The organism is Streptomyces roseirectus (assembly GCF_014489635.1).
GTDB lineage: Bacteria > Actinomycetota > Actinomycetes > Streptomycetales > Streptomycetaceae > Streptomyces > Streptomyces roseirectus.
This window is the reverse complement of sequence record NZ_CP060828.1, coordinates 4,356,055-4,376,915: the sequence shown is the minus strand read 5'-3', so window position 1 is coordinate 4,376,915 and position 20,861 is coordinate 4,356,055. Positions and strand designations below refer to the sequence as shown.

Below are 20,861 nucleotides of genomic sequence, written 5' to 3'. Positions count from 1 at the left end.
TGATGCGTGAAGAAGACCACTCCTTCGAGGGGCGCGGGCGCGAGGTGACTACTGTCGTACTCATGAGTACGACAGGCGCGACCGCCGATCCCCTGGTGGCCCTGGGCACGCTGCCCGGAGTGGCCGAGTCCGTGGAGTCCGTGCGCAAGTCCGTGGACCGGGTCTACGGCCACCGGATCATGCGCCGCCGCAGCACCGCGGTCACCTCCGAGGCGGCCCTGCGCGGGTCACGCGGCTCGGCCGCGCTCTCCGGGGCGGACTGGGCGCTCGAAGAGGTCCGCAGGCGCACCGACTTCAGCGCCGACGACGAGGCGCGCGTGGTCGGCGCCGCCCTCCGGCTCGGCGCCGAGGCGGGGCAACTGCTGTCCGTGTGGCGGCAGTCGCCCCTGCGCGTACTGGCCCGGCTGCACCTCGTCGCGTCGGCCGAGCAGGGCGACACGACCGGCCGTCCCCGGCAGGACGGCGAACCCGTCGACGAACCCCTCGTCGAACTCCCCCTCCCCGGTGCCGACGAGGTCTCCGCGCGACTGGAGGGGCTGGCCGGGCTGATCGTCGCGGGCAGTGCCGCGCCCGCGCTGGTCACCGCCGCCGTCGTCCACGGCGAACTGCTCGCCCTGCGCCCGTTCACCTCGCACAACGGGCTCGTCGCGCGTGCCGCCGCGCGGATCGTCCTCATCGGCAGCGGGCTCGACCCCAAGTCGATCTGCCCCGCCGAGGTGGGCCACGCCGAACTGGGGCGGGCCGCCTATCTCGCGGCCCTGGAGGGGTACGTGTCCGGGACGCCGGAGGGCGTGGGCGCGTGGATCGCGCACTGCGGGCGCGCGGTCGAGCTGGGGGCGCGGGAGTCGACGGCGGTGTGCGAGGCGCTGCAGCGCGGGGCGGCGTGAGGCGCGCCCGCGCGAGAGGGGCGGCTTCCTGACGCGCGCGCGTGCGGGTCGTTCGGCGGGAAAAGAGTTGCGGCGGTACGGGATTCCGTACCGCCGCTGGCATGTTCGCCGGGTTACCAAGCGTCCTCGAAATGTTGCCCATCAGGTCGGGAGCTTCGCCCGTCACCTGGTGCGGCTGGCCCGTAATCGACGGGTCGACGTCGCGTGGGTGCCCGGTTCACATGCTCGGTCCGTGGGGCCAAATGCGTCAGTCAGGTGATCCTCTCGGATGTCCTTCGGTCTCGCGGGCCGTGTCTTCCTTTGTACTCCCGGACCCGGGAGAGCGAAAGTCCTGGCCGCGATTCTTTGCTTTTGGCGGCAAACAGGGGTCATTCGGTCAGGTCAGCGGGGGTCGCCTCCGGCTGACGTACCAGACGAGCCCCGCGGTGGCCGCCGCCGCGCCCACGGCCGCCGCCGCGACGAGCGCCGGGCGCGGCGCGAACGACGGGATGCGCTGCTTGAGCCGGACCGGGCGGTGGAAGTCGAGAATCGGCCACCCGCGCGTGAGCGCTTCCTTGCGCAGCGCGCGGTCCGGGTTCACCGCGTGCGGGTGCCCGACCGACTCCAGCATCGGCAGGTCCGTCGCCGAGTCGCTGTAGGCGTAGCAGCGCTCCAGGTCGTACCCCTCGGACTCGGCCAGCTCCCGGATCGCCTCCGCCTTCGTCGGCCCGTAGGCGTAGTACTCGACCTCGCCCGTGTAGCAGCCGTCGTCGCCCACCACCATCCGGGTCGCCACCACCCGGTCCGCGCCCAGGAGTTCGCCGATCGGCTCGACGACCTCGGAGCCCGAGGTGGAGACGATCACGACGTCGCGGCCGGCCGTGTGGTGCTCCTCGATGAGGGAGGCGGCCTCGTCGTAGATGATCGGGTCGATCAGGTCGTGCAGGGTCTCGGCGACGATCTCCTTCACCTGCTGGACGTTCCAGCCGCGCACCAGCGCGGAGAGGTACTCGCGGGTGCGTTCCATCTGCTCGTGGTCCATACCGCCCACGAGGAAGACGAACTGGGCATATGCGGTGCGCAAGGCGGCCCTGCGGTTGATCAGACCGCCTTGGTAGAAGGACTTGCCGAAGGTGAGAGTGCTCGACTTCGCAATGACCGTCTTGTCCAGGTCGAAGAAGGCCGCGGTGCGGGGCAGGGAGTGGTTTTCCACGTCCCCGAGCATAGGTGCAGCCCATTCGGCGTAAGGTGGGGCGCGTGGGTTTGCCTGAGAGGGCTCTCGGGTACACCATGGAAGTCACGGATCGTTCGCGACCGTGCTAACCCGGCCCGACTCCTCCCCCCCCGAGTCAGGCCGTGGAGACGACCCCCACTCTCCCCCCCGGTGGGGGTCGTCGCATGTCCGGGTGGGTTTTTCCCCTCACTTCACGGCGATCTCGCCGTACGAGGCGGCTGCGGCCGCCTCTTTCTCATGTCCGCAGAGCATCACGGAGCGTAGCCGTCAGAGTGCTCTGCGGAAGGTTCCTGTGGGAAGTACCGGAACTTCGGCGGGTTCGGCGATTTTGTCGACGTGACGTCGGTATTTCGTCAACGGAAGGTGCCGGTCTCACCGGTTCGGGTGGTCGAGATATCCACAGGCCGGTGCCCTGTCCACAGTTTTCGACCAAGATCCACACGATTTTCCCGATCGCCGCATCGTGATTCCACCGCGTTCCGTCGGGCCGAGTTCCGCTTTTCCGGACGCGGGGTGGCCGGTTTCCGTCCGGCCGCCGATGCCGGTCGATTGCGAGAAGGGGGATGAAACCGTGTCCGGATCCGTCACACACGACCCGCCGCCCACCGCCTCGGGGCGCCAGGGCAGGCCGCTCATCGTCACCGAGGACGTGTGCCTGCTGGACGACCTGCTGCGGCTGTGCGCCGCCGCCGGCGCCACACCCGAGGTCCACCCCGCGCTGCCGCAGCGCGCCGGGGTCTGGGAGTCCGCGCCGCTGATCCTCGTCGGCGACGACGCCGCGCGCCGGGTCCGCCGCTCCGCCCGCCGCCGCGGGGTGGTGCTCGTCGGCCGCGACCAGGACGACCCCGACGTGTGGCGCCTCGCCGTCGAGATCGGCGCCGACCACGTCCTGATGCTGCCCGACGGCGAACAGTGGCTCGTCGACCGCATCGCCGACGTCGCCGAGGGCATCGGACGGCCCGCCCTCACCGTCGGTGTCATCGGCGGGCGCGGCGGCGCCGGGGCCTCCACGCTCGCCTGCGCCCTCGCGGTCACCTCGGCGCGGGAAGGGCTGCGCACGCTCCTCGTGGACGCCGATCCGCTCGGCGGCGGGCTCGACGTCCTCCTCGGCGGCGAGACCGCCAAAGGGCTGCGCTGGCCCGCCTTCGCCGCCTCCCGGGGGCGGGTCGGCGGGGGCGCCCTGGAGGAGTCGCTGCCCGAGCTGCACGCCCTGCGGGTGCTCAGCTGGGACCGCGGCGACTGCGTCGCGATCCCGCCGCAGGCCGTCCGCGCGGTGCTCGCCGCCGCCCGGCGCCGGGGCGGCACGGTCGTCGTCGACCTTCCGCGCCGGTTCGACGACGGGGTCGCGGAAGTACTCGCCCAGCTCGACCTCGGGCTCCTCGTCGTCCCCGGCGAGCTGCGCGCCGTCGCCGCCGCCGGGCGGGTCTCCTCCGCCGTCGGGATGGTGCTGCGCGATCTGCGGGTCGCCGTGCGCACGCCCTGCGCGCCCGGTCTCGACGACCGGGAGGTCGCGCGGTTGCTGCGGCTGCCGCTGGCCGGGGAGGTGCCGCTGGATCCGGCGCTGCTGCGGACCGACGCGGGGCGGCGTCCGCCGGGGGCGGCGGCTCGGGGGCCGCTCGGGCGGTTCTGCAAGGAGTTCTGGGAGCGGGTGTTGGTGGAGGGAGGTGGGGGCGAGAGAGGGGTTCAGGGGGCGGTGAGGTGAGGGCGGGGGCTCGGGCGGAGTGGGGCGCGGAGTGGGGCTCGGGGGCGGGTGCCGGTTCGGGGTGAGGGGGCTGGGCGCAGGGGTCGAGTTCGCGGCGGAGGTGCCCGGAGTTCGGGGCGGTATCGGTTCTGGGTTCGGGAGTCGGGCGCGGGGTCGGAGTTCGGAAGGTCCGGGGTTCGGAAGGTCCGGGGTTCGGAAGGTTCGGGAGTTTCGTGAGAAGGGAGAGGGCTGTGAGTGCTGGTGGGGTCGAGTTGCTGGACGGGGTGCGGGAGTGGCTGGCGTTGAGCGGGGGTGAGCCGACGCCCGCGCGGGTGGCCCAGGCGCTGCGGGAGCAGGGGCGGGTGCTGGGGGATGCGGAGGTGCTGGGGGCGGCGGACCGGCTGCGGTCGGAGCTGGTGGGGAGCGGGCCGTTGGAGCCGCTGCTCGCGGACGCCTCGGTGACCGACGTGCTGGTGTCGGCGCCCGACCGGGTCTGGGTGGACCGGGGCGGCGGGCTGGAGCTGACGTCCGTCGTCTTCCCGGACGCGGCCTCCGTGCGGCGGCTCGCGCAGCGGCTGGCGGCGGTCGCCGGGCGCAGGCTCGACGACGCCCGGCCCTGGGTCGACGCCCGGCTGCCCGACGGGACCCGGCTCCACGCGGTGCTGCCGCCGGTGGCCGTGGGGTCCACGTGCCTGTCGCTGCGCGTCGTGCGGCCGCGGGCGTTCACGCTCGACGAGCTGGTGGCCGCGGGGACCGTGCCGCCGGGCGGCGACCGGGTGCTGCGCGCACTGCTGCGGGCCAGGCTGTCGTTCCTGGTCAGCGGGGGCACCGGGACCGGGAAGACGACGCTGCTGAGCGCGCTGCTCGGGCTCGTCGGGCCCGGTGAGCGGATCGTCCTCGCGGAGGACTCCGCCGAGCTGCGCCCCGACCACCCGCACGTCGTCCGGCTGGAGACGAGACCGGCCAACCAGGAGGGCGCGGGTCTGGTCACCCTGGAAGACCTCGTCCGGCAGGCGCTGCGGATGCGCCCGGACCGGCTGGTCGTGGGGGAAGTGCGGGGGCCCGAGGTGCTGGATCTGCTGGCGGCCCTGAACACCGGTCACGAGGGCGGCTGCGGGACCGTCCACGCCAACGCCGCCGCCGGGGTGCCCGCCCGGCTCGAAGCGCTCGGCACGGCCGCCGGGCTCGACCGGGCCGCGCTGCACAGCCAGTTGGGGGCCGCCCTGTCCGTCGTCCTGCACCTGGTGCGCGACGGGAGCGGGCGGCGGCGGATCGCCGAGGTGCACGTGCTGGAACGGGACCCGGCGGGGCTGGTGCGGACCGTGCCGGCGCTGCGGTGGGGCGCGGACGCGTTCGTCCGGGAGACCGGGTGGGGGCGGCTGCGGGAGCTGCTGGGAGGTGAGGAGGCGTGAGGTCGGCGTACGAACTGGCGCTGGGGGCGGCCCTGGCGTGTGCCGGGGTCGTGTTCTGGACCCTCGGGGAGCGGCGGCACGGGGTCCGCCGGGCGCGGCTGCTGCTCGCCGGGGGCGGGGTCGTCGCGGCCGACGGGTGGGACGCCGGGCGGGAGCTGCGGCGGGTGCGGGAGCGGTGGCGGGCCGAGTGGTGGGCGCCGGTCGTCGGGGTCGTGCTGGGGCTGCTGGGGGCGTCCCCGCTGCCGGTGCTCGCCGGGGCCGTCGCGGTGCCGTTCCTGCGGCGGCTGCGGCGGGCCGCCGAGGAGCGTCGGGAGCGGGAGCGGCGTACGGACGCGGTGATCGGGCTGTGCTCCGTGCTCGCCGGTGAGGTGCGGGCGGGGCGGCAGCCGGGGGAGGCGTTGTCGCTGGCCGCGCGGGAGACGGCCGGGCTGGAGGAGGCGCGGGCCGGGGTGCTGGCGGCGGCCCGGTTCGGCGGGGACGTGCCGGGTGCCCTCGCCGTCGCCGCGCGGCAGCCCGGGGCGGAGGGGTTGCTGGGGCTCGCCGCCTGCTGGCGGGTGGCCGTCGACCAGGGGGCCGGGCTCGCTGCCGGGCTGGATCGGGTCGAGGAGGCGTTGCGGACGGAGCGGGATCAACGGGCGGATCTGCGGGCGCAGTTGGCCGGGCCCCGGGCGACCGCGGTGATGCTTGCGGGGTTGCCGGTGGTGGGGTTGGGGCTGGGGGCGGTGATCGGGGCGGATCCGCTCGGGGTGCTGCTGCACTCCGGGGCGGGGGTGGGGTGCCTGGTGGTGGGCGGGGTGCTGGAGGCGGTGGGGGTGTGGTGGGTGGTGCGGATCGTTCGGGGGGCGGAGGTGGTGTGAGGGGGTGGGGCGCGAAGGGGTTTGCGTGCGGATCGAGTGGTCTCAGGTGGTCTCAGGTGGTTTCAGATGAGTTCGGTTGTTCGGGAAGGGGTGGTGCGGGATGAGTCAGGAAGTTGTCCACAGGCTGGGGGTGGCCGTGGGGGTGCTGGTGGCGCTCGGGTGGGCCGTGCGGGCGGTGGAGCGGGCTCGGCGGGAGCGGAGGGTGCGGCGGAGGCTGGCCGAGTTGATGGCGCTGCGGCTGGTGGCCGAGGCGAGTGTGCCGAAGGCGCGGGTGTGGGACGCGGTGCGGCGGTGGGGGCCTGAGGTGGGTGTGGTCGGGGTGGGCTGGGTGCTCGTCGGAGGGGGGGATCGGGGTGGGGCTCGGGGTGGCGGGGGCCGTCGGGGTGTGGCGGTGGCGGCGTGGGCGGGAGCGCGGGGTTGCCGGGGGTGGGGCGTCCGGGGGTTCAGGAGGCGGGGCGTTCGGGGGTGGGGTTGCTGGGGGCGGGGTGGAGGCGGTTGATGCGGTGGCCGCGGCTCGGCAGCTTCCGTTGGCCGCGGATCTGCTGGCCGCGTGTGTCGCCGCCGGGGCCGGGCCCGTCGTCGCGGCTCAGGCCGTGGGGGAGGCGCTTGGGGGGCCGGTGGGGGAGGGGCTGGCGCGTGGGGCCGCGGAGGTGCGGCTCGGGGGTGAACCGGGGGACGCGTGGGGGAGGTTGGCTCGGGTGCCGGGCGCGGAGGGGCTGGCTCGGCTGCTTGAGCGGGCGGACGTGTCGGGGTTGCCGGCCGCTGGGCCGGTGGCCCGGCTCGCGGCGGATGCCCGTGCGGAACGGGGGCGGGCGGCCGTCGCCCGGGCCCGGCGGGCGGGGGTGCTGGTGACCGCTCCGGTGGGGCTGTGCTTTCTGCCCGCGTTCCTGGTGGTGGGGGTGGTGCCGGTGGTGATCGGGCTGGCGGGAGGGGTGGTGGGCGGATGACGGGGTGACGGGAGAGGGCGGGCGGTGGGGTGGAGCGGGAGCGGTGGGTCGAGTTGAGAAGGGTTCGGAGCGATGACGGCTGAAAACTTGGAGGTTGGGATGTATCGGGTGATGCGGGCTCGGGTGTGGATGGCGGTCTGCCGGGTGCGGGGGCTTGGACGGGTTGGACGGGGGCGAGGGCGGGACGCCGGAATGGCGACCTCCGAATACGCCGTCGGAATTCTGGCGGCCGTGGGGATCGCGATGGCGTTCTACAAGGTGGTGACCAGTGACGCCGTCTCCGCTCAACTGGCCGCGATCGTCTCCAGGGCGCTCAATGCGTCGGTCTGAGCGGGGCGGGGATCGCGGGTTCGTCACCGCTGAGGCGGCCGTCGTGCTGCCGGTGCTCGTCGCGTTCTGCATGGCGCTGGTGTGGGGGCTGCTCGCGGTCGTCGTCCAGATCCGGTGTGTCGACGCGGCGAGTGCGGGGGCGCGGGCCGCTGCGCGGGAGGAGACCGAGGAGGTGGTCGTCCGGGTGGTCCGGGCGACCGCCCCTCGGGGGGCCCGGGTGTCGGTCGGGCGCGCGGGGGATCAGGTCCGGGTGGTGGTCGTCGCGAAGCCGGCCGGGTTCGGGGTGCTGCCGTTCGAGGTGCGGGAGGAGGCCGTGGCTGTGTCCGAGGGGGTGGTGGGGCCGTGAGGCGTTCACGTGACCGGGGGTCGGCCAGCGTGTGGGGGCTCTTCGTGGTGGGGGTGCTGTGTGTCGTGTTCGGGGGTGTGCTGGCGCTGGGGCAGGCCGTCGTCGTCCGGCATCGGGCCGCCGGTGGGGCTGATCTCGCGGCGTTGGCCGCTGCGGGGGGTGTGCTGGAGGGGGAGGCGGCGGCTTGTGAGCGGGCCGGGCGGGTGGCTCGGGCGCAGGGTGGGTGGGTGGTGCGGTGTGTTGTCGTGGGGGAGGTGGTGGATCTGACGGTGGGGGTGGGGAAGGGGCCGTTCGCGGCGGAGGCGCGGGCTCGGGCGGGGCGTGTGGAGGTGGGAGGAGGGTGAGGTGATGGGTGGGTGAGGTGGTGGGGTGGGGTGCGGGTTCGCTGTGGCTGGTCGCGCAGTTCCCCGCGCCCCTGAGGGTGGTGCGGCTTACGGGGTGTGGATGCGCCGCGGGTCGGTCGAGGCCATGCGGCGGAGCCGGACGTCGGAACAGCCTCACGTCCCTTCGTCCTCGTACGCCCCGCCCGTACCCTCAGCCCCCTCACGCGGCCGGTATGCCCGCCCCGTGACCCCGTTTCCCTTACTCCTCCGGTACGGCCGCCCTGGGGCCCCGCCCCTTACGCCTGCGGAATGCCGCCCCGTGACCCGTCCCTCGCGCCTCCGGTACGCCCGCCGCGCCCCCAGCCCCTCGCGCCCCGATATGCCCGCCCCGCGCCACCACCTCGCCTCTCCACATCTCCCGTGCCCCCGTCCCTCACGCCCCCGTCGCCCCCCGAAGCAGCTCCCGCAGTACCCGTACCGCCCCCCGTTTGTGCAGCGGTTCGTTGCCGTTGCCGCATTTGGGGGACTGGATGCAGGAGGGGCAGCCGGTGTCGCAGGGGCAGGTGGTGATGGCTTCCAGGGTGGCGGTGAGCCAGGGCGCGGCGGTGTGGAAGGCGCGCTCTGCGAAGCCGGCGCCGCCGGGGTGGCCGTCGTAGACGAAGACCGTGGGGAGGAGGGTGTCGGGGTGGAGGGGGATGGAGACGCCGCCGATGTCCCAGCGGTCGCAGGTCGCGAAGAGGGGGAGCATGCCGATGGAGGCGTGTTCGGCGGCGTGGAGAGCGCCGCCCAGGATCTCCGGGGAGATGTTCGCCCGCTCCAACTGGTCCTCCGTCAGCGTCCACCAGACCGCGCGGGTGCGCAGTGTGCGGGGCGGGAGGTCGAGCTTGGTCTCGCCCAGGACCTCGCCCGTCAGCACCCGGCGCCGCAGGAACGAGACGACCTGGTTGGTGACCTCGACGGAGCCGTAGTGCAGCGTCCCCTCGCCCCAGGGGATCTCGGCGTCCGTGGAGAGCACCGCGATGGACGTCGTGTCGCGGGCGATCGTCGAGTACGGGGGGCTGGCCTCCTCAACGAGGGCCGTCGCGTCGTCCAGGTCGAGCGAGCGGACGAGGTACGTGCGCCCCTGGTGGAGGTGGACGGCGCCCTCGTGGACGGACGTGTGCGCGGAGCCGGCGTCGACGGTGCCGAGGAGGCGCCCGGTGCCGGACTCGACGATCTGGACCGGCGTACCCCCCTCGCCCCGGATGTCCGCGAGGTCGGCGGCGCGCTCGCGGCGCGTCCAGTGCCACGCCTTGGTGCGCCGGCGCAGCAGCCGGGCCGCCTCCAACTGCGGGAGGAGATCCTTGGCGGAGGGCCCGAACAGCTCGAAGTCGTCCTCGGTCAGCGGAAGTTCGGACGCCGCAGCACACAGATGGGGCGCGAGGACGTACGGGTTGTCGGGGTCGAGGACCGTCGACTCGACGGGCTGGTCGAACAGCGCCTCGGGATGGTGGACGAGGAACGTGTCCAGCGGGTCGTCACGCGCGACGAGGATCGCGAGCGCCCCCTCACCGCCCCGCCCCGCGCGCCCCGCCTGCTGCCACAGGGACGCCCGCGTGCCGGGGTACCCGGCTATCAGGACGGCGTCCAGCCCCGAGACGTCCACGCCCAGCTCCAGGGCCGTCGTCGCGGCGAGGCCCAGCAACTCGCCGGAGTGCAGGGCGCCTTCGAGCGCGCGCCGCTCCTCGGGCAGGTAGCCGCCCCGGTACGCGGCCACCCTGCGCGCGAGCGACCGGTCGACCTCCGCGAGCCGTTCCTGGGCGATGACGGAGATCAGCTCGGCACCGCGCCGCGAGCGCACGAAGGCGACCGTGCGGACGTTCTGGACGGCGAGGTCGGTCAGCAGGTCGGCCGTCTCGGCGATCGCCGTGCGCCGCACCGGGGCGCCCTTCTCGCCCTCCAGTTCGGTCAGCGGCGGCTCCCACAGGGCGAACGCCAGCTCCCCGCGCGGGGAGGCGTCGTCCGCGACCTCGACGACCGGCAGGCCCGTCAGCCGCCCGGCCGCGACGGAGGGCTCGGCGGCCGTCGCCGAGGCCAGCAGGAACACCGGGGAGGAGCCGTAGCGGGCGCACAGGCGCCGCAGCCGGCGCAGGACTTGGGCGACGTGGGAGCCGAACACACCCCGGTAGGTGTGACATTCGTCCACCACGACGAACTTCAGGGCCTTGAGGAACGACGACCAGCGCGCGTGCGAGGGGAGGATGCCACGGTGCAGCATGTCCGGATTGGTGAGCACGTAGGTGCCGTACTGCCGTACCCATTCACGCTCCTCCACCGGTGTGTCCCCGTCGTACACAGCAGGACGCACCGAGGTGCCGAGAGGTTGTGAAAGTTCCTTCACCGAACGCAGCTGATCCGCCGCCAGCGCCTTCGTCGGGGCGAGGTAGAGAGCGGTCGCGCCACGGCCGTTGGGGGCCTCGGAGCCGTCCAGCAGGGCGCTCAGGACCGGTACGAGATAGGCCAGGGACTTGCCCGAGGCGGTGCCCGTGGCGACCACCACCGAGTCGCCGTCCAGGGCGTGTTCGGCCGCGAGTGCCTGGTGCGCCCAGGGGTCCGGGATGCCGTACGCGCGCACGGCCGCGATCACCTCCGCGCGGATCCGGTCCGGCCAGACGGCATGACGGCCCGCGCGCGGGGGCAAGTGCTCCGTATGGGTGATGCGCGAGGCGCGCTCGGGCGTGGCTGCGAGGCTGTGCAGCAGGGCCTGCGGCGAGGGTCGATCGGATCGGTGTTTCTTGGCCATCGGCACCGAGTGTGTCACCGGCGTGACGGACAATGGAGCGAAGGCGTCGTGCACGCCTGCCGGTAAGTGATTGAATGCCATCGCGGCTGGCGAACCGTCCAGGGGCTCCTGCCTAGGTGTCCCGAGGGGCGACCGCTCGATAGCAAGGTGCTGGAGGATCCGTGGACCTGTCCCTGTCGACCGAGACCATCGGCGATCGCACGATCGTCAGGGTCGGTGGCGAAATCGACGTATATACCGCGCCCAAGCTGCGTGAGCAGCTGGTCGAGCTGGTGAACGACGGGAGTTTCCACCTCGTCGTCGACATGGAGGGCGTGGACTTCCTCGACTCCACCGGGCTCGGCGTGCTGGTCGGCGGTCTCAAGCGTGTGCGCGCCCACGAGGGCTCGCTGCGACTGGTCTGCAACCAGGAGCGCATTCTCAAGATCTTCCGGATCACGGGGCTCACCAAGGTGTTCCCGATCCACACCTCGGTCGAGGACGCGGTGCAGGCCACCGACTGACCTCCGCCCGTACGCGGTACAGCAGTTGAACGACCAGGGGGGACCGGGCCGCCGTTCACCGGCGGCCCGGCCTTCCCACAGCACGCCCGTAGTTCCGAGGGGGACGCATGGCCACCGTTGAACTCCGCTTCAGCGCGCTGCCCGAGCACGTCAGGACCGCCCGACTGGTGGCGGCAGCGGTGGCGCGCAGGGCCGGAGTGGACGAGGCCGTACTCGACGAGGTCCGGCTCGCCGTCGGCGAGGCATGCACGCGCGCGGTGGGGCTCCACCAGAGCGCCGGGCTCACCGCGCCCGTGAAGGTCGCGCTGATCGAGGAGGAGAAGCAGTTCTCCATCGAGGTCGGCGACGAGGCCCCGGCCGCGGCCCCCGGCGACGGCGCGTCCGGCGGCCCCGAGGCCGAGGAGGACGACATGGGCCTCGCGGTCATCAGCGGGCTCGTGGACGACGTACAGGTCACCCCGGGACTGATCCGGATGACGTGGCCGGCCACATCGGCATAATCACCCCGCGGTACCTGAAGGGCCCCCGCAGTGGGGCCCTTCGGCATGTGCGGGCCCGCCGATTAACATTTACACTGGATTCGTAAAAACAATCTTGGGTGCGTGAAGGAATTCACGATCAATGCCCCGAACTCATTACTTGACGCGGCGGCGAATTCTGCCTCCCCCGCACTGTATTGATCGGGTTCCGGTACCTACAATCCGTCCACATCTTTGAGCTCAGCCCAAGCGTCAAGGAGGACGAATGGCGGAGCTGACCGACGGAAATCGTGTCCTGGTGGTGGTCATCGCCCTCGTCGCGCTGGCGGCGCTCGCCGTCGCGGGTGTGCTGCTGCGTCAGGTGCTGCGGGCCGGCGAGGGCACCGACCGCATGAAGGAGATCGCGGCGGCGGTCCAGGAGGGCGCGAACGCCTATCTCGCGAGGCAACTGCGCACGCTCGGCGTGTTCGCGGTGGTCGTGGTCTTCCTTCTGCTGTTGCTGCCGGCCGACGACTGGAATCAGCGGATCGGACGTTCGCTGTTCTTTCTGATAGGAGCGGCGTTCTCCGCGGCCACCGGTTATATCGGCATGTGGCTCGCGGTGCGCAGTAATGTACGGGTCGCCGCGGCGGCCAGAGAAGCGACACCGGCGGAAGGTGAACCGGAAAAGGATCTCACCGCCGTCAGCCACAAAGCGATGAAGATCGCGTTCCGTACGGGTGGCGTCGTCGGCATGTTCACGGTCGGCCTCGGCCTCTTCGGCGCCTCCTGCGTCGTCCTGGTCTACGCGGCCGACGCCCCGAAGGTCCTGGAGGGCTTCGGCCTGGGCGCCGCCCTCATCGCCATGTTCATGCGGGTCGGCGGCGGCATCTTCACCAAGGCCGCCGACGTCGGCGCCGACCTGGTCGGCAAGGTCGAGAAGGGCATCCCGGAGGACGACCCCCGCAACGCCGCGACCATCGCCGACAACGTGGGCGACAACGTCGGCGACTGCGCGGGGATGGCCGCCGACCTCTTCGAGTCCTACGCCGTGACCCTGGTCGCCGCGCTGATCCTCGGCAAGGCCGCCTTCGGCGACGCCGGACTCGCGTTCCCGCTGCTGGTCCCGGCGATCGGTGTGATCACCGCCATGATCGGCGTCTTCGCGGTCGCCCCGCGCCGCAGCGACCGCAGCGGCATGAGCGCCATCAACCGCGGCTTCTTCATCTCCGCCGTGATCTCCCTCGCCCTGGTCGCCCTCGCCGTCTTCGTCTACCTGCCGGGCTCCTACGGCGACCTGGACGGCGTCGGCGACACCGCGATCAGCGGCCGGGACGGCGATCCGCGCGTCCTCGCCCTGGTCGCCGTCGCCATCGGGATCGTCCTGGCCGCGCTGATCCAGCAGCTCACCGGGTACTTCACGGAGACCACCCGGCGGCCCGTCAAGGACATCGGCAAGACGTCCCTCACAGGCCCCGCGACCGTCGTCCTGGCCGGGATCTCCATCGGCCTCGAATCGGCCGTCTACACCGCCCTGCTGATCGGCCTCGGGGTGTACGGGGCGTTCCTGCTCGGCGGGACGTCGATCATGCTCGCCCTGTTCGCGGTCGCGCTGGCCGGGACCGGGCTGCTGACGACCGTCGGCGTGATCGTCGCCATGGACACCTTCGGGCCCGTCTCCGACAACGCCCAGGGCATCGCCGAGATGTCCGGGGACGTCGAGGGCGCGGGCGCGCAGGTGCTCACCGACCTCGACGCCGTCGGCAACACCACCAAGGCCATCACCAAGGGCATCGCCATCGCCACCGCCGTCCTCGCCGCCGCCGCGCTCTTCGGGTCGTACCGGGACGCCATCACCACGGGCGCGCGCGATGTCGGCGAACAGCTCAGCGGGGACGGGGCGCCGATGAGCCTGATGATGGACATCTCGCAGCCCAACAACCTCGTCGGGCTGATCGCGGGCGCGGCCGTCGTGTTCCTGTTCTCCGGGCTCGCCATCAACGCGGTGTCCCGGTCGGCCGGTTCGGTCGTCTTCGAGGTGCGCCGGCAGTTCCGCGAGAAGCCCGGGATCATGGACTACACCGAGAAACCCGAGTACGGGCGGGTCGTCGACATCTGCACGAAGGACGCACTGCGGGAACTCGCCACGCCGGGGCTGCTCGCCGTCATGGCGCCCATCTTCGTCGGGTTCACGCTGGGCGTCGGCGCGCTCGGCGCGTTCCTCGCGGGCGCGATCGGCGCGGGCACGCTGATGGCCGTCTTCCTCGCGAACTCCGGGGGCGCCTGGGACAACGCCAAGAAGCTCGTCGAGGACGGCCGGCACGGCGGCAAGGGCAGCGAGGCGCACGCCGCGACCGTCATCGGCGACACGGTCGGCGACCCCTTCAAGGACACCGCCGGGCCCGCCATCAACCCGCTGCTGAAGGTCATGAACCTCGTCTCCCTGCTGATCGCCCCCGCGGTGATCAAGTTCTCGTACGGCGCGGACGAGAGCGTCGGCGTGCGGGTGCTGGTCGCGGTGCTCGCGCTCGCGGTGATCGTGGGGGCGGTGTACGTGTCCAAACGGCGGGGGATCGCGGTGGGGGACGAGGAGGAGGACGCGGCCGGGAAAGGGGCGGGCGCGCAGCGGGGGGCGGCTGTTCCGTAGGGGCGGGCGTTTCCCTGGGCGGGCGGTTCGCGCGCGTGGGCGCGTGGGCCGCCTGTTCGGGTGCCCGCGCGCGTGCCGTGAGCCTTCTCTCTCTTGGCACCCCGGGACAAAACGCTCGACGGCGCCCAAAGGGACCGTTCTCGATGAGGGCGGCGCCGGGGCGGCGTGTATCTTCCGGGGCCGAGAGCCATGGAAGGGACCGATCCGGTGAACAAGAAGCTCGCGGCCGCGCTGTCCGGCGGTGCGGTTCTGATACTGACGCTGTCGGGATGCAGCGGCGACAAGAACGAGGTGAACAAGGACCTCGTCGCCTGGGCGGGCAAGCTCTGCTCCGACCTGCCGGCACTGAAGGCCAAGATCGACACCGCCAGCGACTCGATCCAGAAGGTCTCCAGCAACGGCCTCCCCCCGAAGGTGGTCCAGCAGACGCTGTCCCAGGCGTTCCAGGAGCAGGCCGACGGCTACAAGGGCATCGCGGACGCCATCAGCGCCGCCGGCGTGCCCCCGGGCGTCGACGAGGGCGCCACGAAGCAGCAGAACGCCGTCACGGCCCTCACCGCGCTCTCCACGTCGTACGCCGGCCTCAAGACCAAGACCGACGCGCTCGACACCAAGAGCGAGGGCAAGTTCTCCGTCGGCCTCGAAGCCGTCGCCTCCGACCTCAAGACCCTCAAGACCAGCGACACCGCGCTGACCGACCTGGAGACGGGTGAGGTGAAGCGGGCGATGGTGGAGCAGGACAGCTGCAAGCAGACGGCGGTTCCGTCGGCACCGGCGTCGGAGTCGGCGTCGGTCGGGGGCGCGGGGGCGCCTTCGGGGGCGGCTACGCCGTCGGGGGCCGGCGCGGGCGCCGGTGCTGGTGCCGGTGCGGGCTCGGCTTCTGGTTCGGCCACGCCGAGCGCTTCTTCCACGGCGGGCTGAGAGAGCGGGTTGAGAGGGCGGCCGGCGAGACCTCCGGGGCGGGCGGCGAGGCTCCGGGAGGGACGCCGGCGGTCTCGCGTCCGGTGAGGCTCCCGGAGAGCGGGCGGTGCTCCTCCGGCCCGGTGTCCCCTAAGGGGAGCCGGCCCGAAGGGTGGTCGCTGTGCCCTAGGGGACGGCCCCGGAAGGTCCCCGATCTCGTGGGCGGAGCCGTTCGGGAGGGCGGGGACGGGGGACAATGAGCGTGTGAGTGAAGCCACCCTCTCCCCGCTGCCCTCGTCCGACCGCGTCGATGTGACCGCCCGGCTGCGCGAGGCCCTGCTCGCGGCCTCGTTCACCGCCGACGGCCTGCTCGACCTGCTCGGCGCCCCCGCGTACGCGGCGCTGGCCCGCAGCGAGACGGTGCCGGCGCTGCGCGCGACGCGCGGCGGCTCACCGCTGGAGACACTGGTCCGCCTCTTCCTCCTCCAGCACACGGTGCCCCACGCACGCGTGGCGGACGTCCTGCCGGTCGACGCGTGCGTGGAGAGCGGCTGGCTGACCCGCGAGGGCGCCGAGGTCGCGGCCACCGTCGACGTACGCCCGTACGGCGGGCCCGACGGCGAGGACTGGTACGTCGTCTCGGACCTCGGATGCGCGGTCGGCGGCGCCGGCGGCATCGGCAAGCGGGACGAGGCCGTCGTGCTCGGCGTCGGCGGCGCCTCGACGACGCTCGCCGGGATCACCGTCCGCACGCCCGTCGCCTCCGCGCTCGACCTCGGCACCGGCTCCGGCATCCAGGCGCTGCACGCCGCCCGGCACGCCACGCGCGTGACGGCCACCGACCTCAACCCCCGCGCCCTGCACATCACCGCCCTCACGCTCGCCCTTTCCGGCGTCCCGGCGGCCGACCTGCGCGCGGGCTCGCTGTACGAGCCCCTGCGAGACGGCGAGACGTACGACCTGGTCGTCTCCAACCCGCCCTTCGTCATCTCCCCCGGCGCCCGCCTGACCTACCGGGACGGCGGCATGGGCGGCGACGACCTGTGCCGCGCGCTCGTCCAGGGCGCCGGCGAGCGGCTGAACGACGGCGGGTACGCGCAGTTCCTCGCCAACTGGCAGCACGTCGAGGGCGAGGACTGGCAGGACCGGCTGCGCTCCTGGGTGCCGCGCGGCTGCGACGCCTGGATCGTCCAGCGCGAGGTGCAGGACGTCACCCAGTACGCCGAGCTGTGGCTGCGCGACGCCGGCGACCACCGCGACGACCCGACGGCCTACCAGGAGCGCTACGACGCCTGGCTGGACGAGTTCGAGGCGCGCAAGGTGAAGGCCGTCGGCTTCGGGTGGATCACCCTGCGCAGGACGTCCGCCGCCGAGCCGTCCCTCACGGTCGAGGAGTGGCCGCACTCCGTCGAGCAGCCCCTCGGGGACGCGATCCGCGCGCACTTCGAGCGCGTCGACTACCTGCGCGACCACGACGACGCGGCCCTCCTCGCCGCCCACTTCACGCTCGCCCCCGAGGTCGTCCAGGAACAGGTCGGGCTGCCCGGCGCGGACGACCCCGAGCACGTCGTCCTGCGCCAGCACCGGGGGATGCGCCGGGCCACCAAGGTCGACACCGTCGGCGCCGGGTTCGCGGGCGTGTGCGACGGGTCGCTGAGCGCCGGGGTGATCCTCGACGCGATCGCCCAGCTCGTCGGCGAGGACCCGGTGGTGCTGCGGGACCGTACGCCCGCGCAGATCCGGCTGCTGGTGGAACAGGGGTTCCTGGAGCCGGTCACCGCGTGATCGTCCGGGGGCGGGCGGGCGGCGAGGAGGGCCGCGTCGCCGTGCGGGTCGTGCGTCGGGTCCCCTTCCCGGCGCCGGCGTCCTCTCTTCAGCGAAGCACGCGGCACTGACAGCCCGGTCGGCCGGTTATGGCCCGCCCTTCCCGGCCCGTGCGCGTCCGGTACGCAAGTCGGCCGGAAACCCACCCGCGCGTGGGGCGTGTGTGCCGGGCGTGCGCGTCGGTGCGCCGGGCCCGCGGGCGGGGGTCCGGGGAGTGGCGGGGCTGTGTTCACCTCGGGTTCGCCGGGGTGCCGTCCGGGCGTGGCAGGGTCCGCCGCAGCCGCACGCGCGTGTGGCGGGACGAGGGGGCGAGGACGGACATGGAGAGTGGGCCGGCGATCTTCGCGGGGGCGGTGTTCGCCCTGTTCGGGGGCGCGCTGCTGGTGTGGACGGCCGTACGCGCGCGCCAGCGCCAGCCGGTCGCGCACGGGGTGCGGCAAGGGGTCTCGGTGACGTTCGCGACGGCCGTCGCGGTGGCGTCGCTCGCCGTCGCGGGGTGGTGCCTCACGCGGGTCTGAGGAGGGGCCGGGACGCTGCGGGGCTTCCCGCGCGCGGGCGCCGTGCCGGTGCGCGGGTGCGGTGTGCCGTCGGCCGTCGGAAAACCGTCGGCGCGGACTCCGGGCGGCAGGAATGGCGGTAGTCGGGTTACCGTTCGAGTGGCCGTTGCGGGCTTTTCCCGTTTGACACGGGGGCGGGATGTACCGTCACACTCCGCAGCGTCACCATGACTGTGCCCCGGGACGAAGCCCGGGGAGGCCCGAGCGTCGACCGGAGAGAAGAGCGAAGTTGTCCCCGACAAGCGAGACCGCGAAGGGCGGACGGCGACTCGTCATCGTCGAGTCGCCTGCCAAGGCCAAGACGATCAAGGGCTATCTCGGCCCCGGATATGTCGTCGAGGCCAGTGTCGGGCACATCCGTGACCTCCCCAACGGCGCCGCCGAGGTGCCCGAGAAGTACACCGGCGAGGCCAGGCGCCTGGGCGTGGACGTCGAGCACGACTTCCAGCCCATCTACGTGATCAACGCCGACAAGCGCGCGCAGGTCAAGAAGCTCAAGGACCTCCTCAAGGAGTCCGACGAACTCTTCCTGGCCACCGATGAGGACCGCGAGGGCGAGGCGATCGCCTGGCACCTCCAGGAGGTCCTGAAGCCCAAGATCCCCGTCAAGCGCATGGTCTTCCACGAGATCACCAAGGACGCGATCCGGGCCGCCGTCGCCAACCCCCGCCAGCTCAACCAGCGGCTCGTCGACGCCCAGGAGACCCGCCGCATCCTCGACCGCCTCTACGGCTACGAGGTCTCGCCGGTCCTGTGGAAGAAGGTCATGCCGCGCCTGTCGGCCGGCCGTGTCCAGTCCGTCGCGACCCGACTCGTCGTCGAGCGGGAACGCGAGCGCATCGCTTTTCGTTCTGCTGAGTACTGGGACCTGACGGGGACCTTCGCGACCGGCCGCGCGGGAGACCCGTCGGACCCGTCGTCGCTGGTCGCCCGCCTCCAGACCGTCGACGGCAGGCGGGTCGCGCAGGGCCGCGACTTCGACTCCCTGGGACAACTCAAGAGCGAGCAGGTCCTCCACCTCGACGAGGCGAACGCCCGCGCCCTGGCCGCCGCCCTCGCCGACACCGCGTTCTCCGTCCGGTCCGTCGAGTCGAAGCCGTACCGACGCTCCCCGTACGCCCCGTTCCGTACGACGACCCTCCAGCAGGAGGCCAGCCGCAAACTCGGCTTCGGCGCGAAGGCGACCATGCAGGTGGCCCAGAAGCTGTACGAGAACGGCTACATCACCTACATGCGTACGGACTCGACGACCCTGAGCGACACGGCGATCACCGCCGCCCGCGCGCAGGTCACGCAGCTGTACGGGGCCGACTACCTCCCCTCCGCCCCGCGCACGTACGCCGCCAAGGTCAAGAACGCCCAGGAGGCGCACGAGGCGATCCGTCCCTCGGGTGATCGTTTCCGCACCCCGGCCGAGACGGGCCTGACCGGCGACCAGTTCCGCCTCTACGAGCTGATCTGGAAGCGCACGGTCGCCTCCCAGATGAAGGACGCCACCGGCAACAGCGTCACCGTCAAGATCGGCGGCACCGCCGCCGACGGCCGGAACGTCGAGTTCAGCGCCTCCGGCAAGACGATCACCTTCCACGGCTTCCTGAAGGCGTACGTCGAGGGCGCGGACGACCCGAACGCCGAGCTGGACGACCGCGAGCGCCGTCTGCCCCAGGTCACCGAGGGCGACCCGCTGGCCGCCGAGGAGATCACGGTCGACGGGCACGCGACCAAGCCCCCGGCCCGCTACACCGAGGCGTCCCTCGTCAAGGAGCTCGAAGAGCGCGAGATCGGCCGCCCGTCCACGTACGCGTCGATCATCGGGACCATCCTCGACCGCGGCTACATCTTCAAGAAGGGCACGGCGCTCGTCCCGTCGTTCCTGTCCTTCGCCGTCGTCAACCTCCTGGAGAAGCACTTCGGGCGGCTCGTCGACTACGACTTCACCGCCAAGATGGAGGACGACCTCGACGCCATCGCGCGCGGGGACGCCCAGTCCGTGCCGTGGCTCAAGCGGTTCTACTTCGGCGAGGGCACGGTCGGTGGCGGCGCGGCCGACGCCGGCAACGGCGACGGGGACCACCTCGGCGGCCTCAAGGAGCTGGTGACCGACCTCGGCGCGATCGACGCGCGCGAGGTGTCCTCCGTCCCCGTCGGCGACGGGATCGTCCTGCGGGTCGGCCGCTACGGGCCGTACATCGAGCGCGGCGAGAAGGACTCCGAGGGCCACCAGCGCGCCGACGTCCCCGAGGACCTGGCGCCCGACGAGCTGTCCGTCGAACTCGCCGAGGAACTGCTCGCCAAGCCGAGCGGTGACTTCGAACTCGGCACCGACCCGGTCTCCGGGCACCAGATCATCGCCCGGGACGGCCGGTACGGGCCGTACGTCACCGAGGTGCTGCCCGAGGGCACGCCGAAGACCGGCAAGAACGCGGTCAAGCCGCGCACGGCCTCGCTGTTCAAGTCGATGTCCCTGGACACCGTCACCCTGGACGACGCGCTCAAGCTGATGTCCCTCCCGCGCGTGGTCGGCGCCGACGCCGAGGGCGTCGAGATCACCGCGCAGAACGGGCGCTACGGGCCCTACCTCAAGAAGGGCACCGACTCCCGGTCGCTCCAGACCGAGGAACAGCTCTTCACGATCACCCTCGAAGAGGCCCTGGCGATCTACGCGCAGCCCAAGCAGCGCGGGCGCGCCGCCGCCAAGCCGCCGCTGAAGGAGCTGGGCGCGGACCCGGTCAGCGGGAAGCCGGTCGTCGTCAAGGACGGGCGGTTCGGGCCGTACGTCACCGACGGCGAGACCAACGCGACGCTGCGCTCCGGCGACAGCGTCGAGGAGATCACCCCCGAGCGCGGCTACGAACTCCTCGCCGAGAAGCGGGCGAAGGGGCCGGCCAAGAAGACCGCGAAGAAGGCGCCCGCCAAGAAGGCCCCGGCGAAGAAGGCCGCCGCGACCAAGACGGCCGCCGCCAAGAAGACGGCCGCGAAGAAGACGACGGCGGCCAAGAAGACGACCACCGCGAAGAAGACCACCGCGGCGCGGAAGACGGCCGCGCCGGCGGAGGACTGAGCGGCAGCCGGGACTGCCCGCTGAGGGGCGGGTACGGCTGGCGACGTGGCCGGTCGGGTGAGCGGGGCGGGCATGGCCGGCCTCGGGTGACCCCGGCCGGCGGCTCGGCCGGCCGGAGCGGCATCGCTGGCCT

General features: G+C 72.8%; 16 protein-coding genes and 1 pseudogene. 15 read left to right on the top strand and 2 right to left on the bottom strand.

The window, feature by feature from the left end; genetic code table 11:
- The first annotated feature begins 62 nt into the window (after positions 1 to 62).
- On the top strand, positions 63 to 887 hold the full coding sequence (locus IAG44_RS18065; protein ID WP_187748130.1) for a Fic family protein: 825 nt from the start codon (positions 63 to 65) through the stop codon (positions 885 to 887).
- 376 nt (positions 888 to 1,263) lie between these two features.
- Here IAG44_RS18065 and IAG44_RS18060 read toward each other — a convergent pair whose 3' ends face one another.
- The gene (locus tag IAG44_RS18060) at positions 1,264 to 2,091 is read right to left on the bottom strand and encodes an HAD family hydrolase (RefSeq protein WP_187748129.1); all 828 of its coding nucleotides are present in this window, start codon (positions 2,089 to 2,091) and stop codon (positions 1,264 to 1,266) included.
- Between the two features lie 580 nt (positions 2,092 to 2,671).
- Here IAG44_RS18060 and ssd point away from each other — a divergent pair.
- The 7 genes and pseudogenes from ssd (at position 2,672) to IAG44_RS18025 (ending at position 8,017) form a co-directional block, all read left to right on the top strand.
- The gene (gene ssd, locus IAG44_RS18055; protein WP_246561817.1) at positions 2,672 to 3,802 is read left to right on the top strand and encodes a septum site-determining protein Ssd; all 1,131 of its coding nucleotides are present in this window, start codon (positions 2,672 to 2,674) and stop codon (positions 3,800 to 3,802) included.
- A gap of 230 nt (positions 3,803 to 4,032) precedes the next feature.
- Positions 4,033 to 5,193, top strand: a complete 1,161-nt coding sequence (locus IAG44_RS18050; protein ID WP_246561815.1) for a TadA family conjugal transfer-associated ATPase — start codon at positions 4,033 to 4,035, stop codon at positions 5,191 to 5,193.
- The gene (locus IAG44_RS18045) at positions 5,190 to 6,050 is read left to right on the top strand and encodes a type II secretion system F family protein (RefSeq protein ID WP_187748127.1); all 861 of its coding nucleotides are present in this window, start codon (positions 5,190 to 5,192) and stop codon (positions 6,048 to 6,050) included. The genes IAG44_RS18050 and IAG44_RS18045 overlap by 4 nt, the downstream gene beginning before the upstream one ends.
- Positions 6,051 to 6,150: 100 nt before the next feature.
- A pseudogene (locus IAG44_RS18040) lies at positions 6,151 to 6,997 on the top strand (type II secretion system F family protein).
- 192 nt (positions 6,998 to 7,189) lie between these two features.
- Complete coding sequence (locus IAG44_RS44550) at positions 7,190 to 7,327, top strand: DUF4244 domain-containing protein (RefSeq protein ID WP_343075743.1); 138 nt, start codon at positions 7,190 to 7,192, stop codon at positions 7,325 to 7,327.
- Complete coding sequence (locus tag IAG44_RS18030; RefSeq protein ID WP_187748126.1) at positions 7,314 to 7,673, top strand: TadE family type IV pilus minor pilin; 360 nt, start codon at positions 7,314 to 7,316, stop codon at positions 7,671 to 7,673. Before IAG44_RS44550 ends, IAG44_RS18030 begins: the two co-directional genes overlap by 14 nt.
- Positions 7,670 to 8,017, top strand: coding sequence for an Rv3654c family TadE-like protein (locus IAG44_RS18025; protein ID WP_187748125.1), 348 nt, complete (start codon positions 7,670 to 7,672; stop codon positions 8,015 to 8,017). Before IAG44_RS18030 ends, IAG44_RS18025 begins: the two co-directional genes overlap by 4 nt.
- A 412-nt stretch (positions 8,018 to 8,429) precedes the next feature.
- Here IAG44_RS18025 and IAG44_RS18020 read toward each other — a convergent pair whose 3' ends face one another.
- A complete protein-coding gene (locus IAG44_RS18020; protein ID WP_187748124.1) occupies positions 8,430 to 10,859 on the bottom strand; it encodes a DEAD/DEAH box helicase in 2,430 nt (809 codons plus the stop codon).
- An 80-nt stretch (positions 10,860 to 10,939) separates the two neighbouring features.
- Between IAG44_RS18020 and bldG the strand changes: the two genes are divergently transcribed.
- From bldG to topA, 7 genes are all read left to right on the top strand, one after another.
- Complete coding sequence (bldG, locus tag IAG44_RS18015) at positions 10,940 to 11,281, top strand: anti-sigma factor antagonist BldG (protein WP_187748123.1); 342 nt, start codon at positions 10,940 to 10,942, stop codon at positions 11,279 to 11,281.
- Between the two features lie 107 nt (positions 11,282 to 11,388).
- On the top strand, positions 11,389 to 11,781 hold the full coding sequence (locus IAG44_RS18010; RefSeq protein WP_187748122.1) for an ATP-binding protein: 393 nt from the start codon (positions 11,389 to 11,391) through the stop codon (positions 11,779 to 11,781).
- Between the two features lie 244 nt (positions 11,782 to 12,025).
- Positions 12,026 to 14,386: a sodium-translocating pyrophosphatase gene (locus tag IAG44_RS18005; protein ID WP_187748121.1), complete on the top strand. Its 2,361-nt coding sequence runs from the start codon at positions 12,026 to 12,028 to the stop codon at positions 14,384 to 14,386.
- Between the two features lie 207 nt (positions 14,387 to 14,593).
- Positions 14,594 to 15,307 (top strand): small secreted protein, encoded by a 714-nt coding sequence (locus IAG44_RS18000; RefSeq protein ID WP_187748120.1) that lies wholly within the window; start codon positions 14,594 to 14,596, stop codon positions 15,305 to 15,307.
- A 243-nt stretch (positions 15,308 to 15,550) separates the two neighbouring features.
- Complete coding sequence (locus IAG44_RS17995; protein ID WP_187748119.1) at positions 15,551 to 17,071, top strand: DUF7059 domain-containing protein; 1,521 nt, start codon at positions 15,551 to 15,553, stop codon at positions 17,069 to 17,071.
- A gap of 359 nt (positions 17,072 to 17,430) precedes the next feature.
- On the top strand, positions 17,431 to 17,628 hold the full coding sequence (locus IAG44_RS17990; RefSeq protein ID WP_187748118.1) for a hypothetical protein: 198 nt from the start codon (positions 17,431 to 17,433) through the stop codon (positions 17,626 to 17,628).
- Between the two features lie 268 nt (positions 17,629 to 17,896).
- Positions 17,897 to 20,728 carry a type I DNA topoisomerase gene (gene topA / locus IAG44_RS17985; protein ID WP_187748117.1) on the top strand — a complete coding sequence of 944 codons (2,832 nt, stop codon included), beginning with the start codon at positions 17,897 to 17,899 and terminating at the stop codon, positions 20,726 to 20,728.
- Positions 20,729 to 20,861 lie beyond the last annotated feature (133 nt).

Coding starts and splice junctions, on each gene's coding strand:
- IAG44_RS18020 (WP_187748124.1), bottom strand. CDS start 10,859: ATGGCATTCAATCACTTACCGGCAGGCGTGCACGACGCCTTCGCTCCA.
- IAG44_RS18010 (WP_187748122.1), top strand. CDS start 11,389: ATGGCCACCGTTGAACTCCGCTTCAGCGCGCTGCCCGAGCACGTCAGG.
- IAG44_RS17990 (WP_187748118.1), top strand. CDS start 17,431: ATGGAGAGTGGGCCGGCGATCTTCGCGGGGGCGGTGTTCGCCCTGTTC.
- IAG44_RS18030 (WP_187748126.1), top strand. CDS start 7,314: ATGCGTCGGTCTGAGCGGGGCGGGGATCGCGGGTTCGTCACCGCTGAG.
- IAG44_RS18005 (WP_187748121.1), top strand. CDS start 12,026: ATGGCGGAGCTGACCGACGGAAATCGTGTCCTGGTGGTGGTCATCGCC.
- IAG44_RS18060 (WP_187748129.1), bottom strand. CDS start 2,091: ATGCTCGGGGACGTGGAAAACCACTCCCTGCCCCGCACCGCGGCCTTC.
- IAG44_RS18065 (WP_187748130.1), top strand. CDS start 63: ATGAGTACGACAGGCGCGACCGCCGATCCCCTGGTGGCCCTGGGCACG.
- IAG44_RS44550 (WP_343075743.1), top strand. CDS start 7,190: ATGGCGACCTCCGAATACGCCGTCGGAATTCTGGCGGCCGTGGGGATC.